Here is a 3,391-nt window from a genome sequence, read left to right as displayed (position 1 = left end):
GTCTCAATGAGACAGCCTGTTTATTTTATAATAGCAAAAACTTTTTATTGACCTTCGTACTTATCGATTACTCTCTGGGAAACTCCTACATTACTGAATCCTCCGTCATGGAAAAGATTCTGCATTGTTACTTTTTTAGTAAGATCTGAGAACATGGTAATGCAGTAATTAGCACAATCGGCAGCACTTGCATTTCCTAGTGGAGACATATCTTCTGCATATCCTAAGAAACCTCCGAAACCTTTTACTCCGCTTCCTGCTGTAGTAGGAGTAGGAGACTGGGAAATCGTATTTACACGTACTTTTTTCTCTCCCCAATAATATCCGAATGTTCTGGTAATACTTTCCAAATAGGCTTTATTGTCTGCCATATCATTATAATCCGGGAATGTTCTTTGTGCAGCGATATAAGTAAGGGCTACAATGCTTCCCCATTCATTCATACAGTCTTTTTCCCATGCTACACGCATCACTTTATGGAAAGAAACAGCGGAAACGTCCCAACCTTTTTCTAACCATTCATAATTCATTTCAGTATAGTGTTTACCTTTTCTTACATTAACGGACATTCCTATAGAGTGTAGAATAAAGTCTATTTTACCAAATTTTGCTATGGCTGCATCAAATAGTTTTTCTAGATCTTCAACTGAAGTTGCATCAGCAGCTATCACTTCCGAACCTGTTTTTTCAGCTAAAGCATTCAATTCTCCCATTCTCATGGCGATCGGAGCATTGGAAAGAACGAATTCAGCACCCTCTTCATGACATCTTTCTGCAACTTTCCATGCTATAGACTGGTCATTAAGGGCTCCAAAAATAATTCCCTTTTTGCCTTTAAGTAAACCGTATGACATAATTTTTTAATGTTTATTGTACCTACAAATGTAATAATAATTTGTGCTTGGTGCATAATAAAAACGGTACCTTTTAAAAAAGGTACCGTTTTTTTGAAAATATTTGTATGACTGAATTTTAATTAGTCTTCTTATTCCATTCCGCTTTTACATCCTCAGCGGCGTCTTTTGTTTTTTCCCATGCATCACTTGCCTTATCTTTTACATCCTCCCATGCATCAGAAAAATTGGATTTTACTTTTTCAAACCAGTCATTTTCATTCACTTCTTCATTGTTGTCTTTTTTTTCCTTAATAAAGTCACGTGCCTTATCTGCAAGATCATTAATGGTCCATTTTGCCTTGTCAGCAGCATTTTGAAGATTATTTTCTGTTTTGTTTACTGCGTTTTCTGCTTTGTTATAATCCGAATTGTTCATAATATTTTATTTTGTCCTATAAGGATTACAATAACTATTCCTAAAAAAACGAATTCATGTTAAATTTTTCATAACGTTTGTTATGTTTTTCTAAATGGTTTGATATAATTTTTTCTTAATTTTAAACTTATTCTTACCAATAATATCAATACAGGCACTTCTACTAATGGACCGATTACCCCGACGAATGCCTGTGGAGAATTCACTCCGAAAACAGCTATTGCTACAGCGATGGCCAGTTCGAAATTATTTCCTGTAGCAGTAAATGATATGGAAGTATTTTTATCATAAGGGACTTTCAAAAGCTTATTGATGAAGAAACTGGTAAAAAACATCAGTATAAAATAAATGATTAGCGGAAAAGCAACTCTTAAAACATCTAAAGGTAACTCCAATATTTGATCTCCTTTAAAACTGAACATAAGTACTATTGTCAATAATAGAGCATATAATGTAAGAGGAGATATTTTAGGAATAAATTTTCTATTATACCAATATTGACCTTTAAATTTTATAAGGAAATGTCGGCTTAAAAATCCTGCAATAAAAGGGATTCCTAAGTATATTAACACACTTTCGGTTACATCTTTCATGGAAACGGAAATATGAAATTCCGCCAAGCTGAATTTTGCTGGTAGTACATTAATGAAAATCCAGACCATAAAACTATATGCGAATATCTGGAAGATACTGTTTAATGCTACCAGTAATGCTGCATATTCTTTGTTTCCTTTTGCCAAATCATTCCAGACAAGAACCATTGCTATACACCTTGCTAGGCCGATAAGAATAAGTCCTATCATATAATCTGGTTCGTCTTTGAGAAAAAGGACTGCTAATAAAAACATAAGGATAGGACCAACTACCCAGTTCAAAAGTAGTGATATTCCAATTACTTTTTTATCTTTAAATACTTTGGGTAATAAAGAGTAATCAACCTTTGCCAAAGGAGGATACATCATTATAATTAATCCTATGGCCAAAGGAATATTAGTTGTTCCTATAGATAAAGAATGAGTAATATTTGAAATGCTAGGAAATAAATAACCCAAAGCTATTCCTAGGAACATGGCAAGAAATATCCAAAGAGTAAGATATCTGTCAAGAAATTTTAGTTGTGGCTGCATACATTTTTAATTTATACCAGTTATTTTACTTCTCCTTTCCATAAGAATACTGTCTCTCCAGACTCCGGCTAATTTTCCTATTTTTTCTCGGTATCCTATAACCCTGAATCCAAATGTTTTATGAAGCGATAAGGTCGCTAGGTTTTCGGGAAACATTGCGGACTGAAGTGTCCATATTCCCTTGGTTTCACTTTCTTTTACAAGCTTTTGCATTAATATTTTTCCAATACCTTTTCCTCTATGATTTTCTGCTATATAAATACTTAATTCGGCTACACCTTCATAAACACTTCGTTCACTCACTTTTGAGAGAGCTGCCCATCCAATTACAATCTCATTTTCAACAACTATTAATCGGCAGTATGATAATTTACTTTTATTCCATATTTCCCAAGAAGGAACAGTGGTTTCAAAAGTAGCATTCCCCGTGTCGATACCTTCTTGATAGATTTTTGCTATTTGAGGGAAGTGTTTTCGATCTATTGTTATTATTTCCATTTTGTTTATCTGATATTTGAAAAAACATAAAACATTTCGGCTGCTATTTGTTGACTTCTTTCAAAATAGACTTTTGCCTGTTCAGGGGTATTGTCCGAAATTTTTGGATCTTCAAACGGAATAGAAATACGTTCATCAGCACCAAAAATGAAAGGACACCCTTCATCTGCCTGGGAGCAGGTCATAACAGCAGCAAAATCACTGGTAGGATTGAATGTGTCATCATGTTTTTTTGAAAAGCCTATAATCGGATGAATATTTTCATCATATTTTATAAAGTATACTGGATTTTCACCAGTAAAAACTCGTTTTATTTGGAGTCCTTGCTGCCTTAAAGTTTCAATGATCAAAGGAAATACTTCCGTTTCTTCTGTTCCTCCAGAATAGCAGGTCGTTTTTGGAATATTAAAATAAGTACTGCTTATCTGAGCCCATACCTGAGATAAATGACTCCTTCTGGAATTATGAGTACAGATAAAGTTGATATTGATTTC

General features: G+C 33.9%; 5 protein-coding genes. All 5 read right to left on the bottom strand.

The window, feature by feature from the left end; all coding sequences use genetic code 11:
- Positions 1-44 precede the first annotated feature (44 nt).
- Entirely contained in the window at positions 45-854 is an 810-nt protein-coding gene (locus Q0A18_RS02940; RefSeq protein ID WP_292008677.1) for an SDR family oxidoreductase, read from the bottom strand.
- Between the two features lie 118 nt (positions 855-972).
- Positions 973-1,272 carry a hypothetical protein gene (locus tag Q0A18_RS02935; RefSeq protein WP_292008676.1) on the bottom strand — a complete coding sequence of 100 codons (300 nt, stop codon included), beginning with the start codon at positions 1,270-1,272 and terminating at the stop codon, positions 973-975.
- 80 nt (positions 1,273-1,352) lie between these two features.
- Positions 1,353-2,399 carry an ACR3 family arsenite efflux transporter gene (arsB, locus tag Q0A18_RS02930; protein ID WP_292008675.1) on the bottom strand — a complete coding sequence of 349 codons (1,047 nt, stop codon included), beginning with the start codon at positions 2,397-2,399 and terminating at the stop codon, positions 1,353-1,355.
- 6 nt (positions 2,400-2,405) lie between these two features.
- Positions 2,406-2,897 carry a GNAT family N-acetyltransferase gene (locus tag Q0A18_RS02925; protein WP_292008674.1) on the bottom strand — a complete coding sequence of 164 codons (492 nt, stop codon included), beginning with the start codon at positions 2,895-2,897 and terminating at the stop codon, positions 2,406-2,408.
- Positions 2,898-2,902: 5 nt separating this feature from the next.
- Positions 2,903-3,391, bottom strand: a 489-nt coding sequence (locus tag Q0A18_RS02920) for a protein-tyrosine-phosphatase (RefSeq protein WP_292008673.1), incomplete at its 5' end; no start/stop codon positions are given.

It is taken from the genome of Chryseobacterium sp. (genome assembly GCF_022712095.1).
Classification (GTDB): domain Bacteria; phylum Bacteroidota; class Bacteroidia; order Flavobacteriales; family Weeksellaceae; genus Chryseobacterium.
This window is presented reverse-complemented; position numbering and strand designations above follow the sequence as displayed.

Bases quoted from the DNA above. Each gene is read 5' to 3' on its own strand.
- Q0A18_RS02925 (WP_292008674.1), bottom strand. From the start codon at position 2,897: ATGGAAATAATAACAATAGATCGAAAACACTTCCCTCAAATAGCAAAA.
- Q0A18_RS02935 (WP_292008676.1), bottom strand. From the start codon at position 1,272: ATGAACAATTCGGATTATAACAAAGCAGAAAACGCAGTAAACAAAACA.
- Q0A18_RS02940 (WP_292008677.1), bottom strand. From the start codon at position 854: ATGTCATACGGTTTACTTAAAGGCAAAAAGGGAATTATTTTTGGAGCC.
- arsB (WP_292008675.1), bottom strand. From the start codon at position 2,399: ATGCAGCCACAACTAAAATTTCTTGACAGATATCTTACTCTTTGGATA.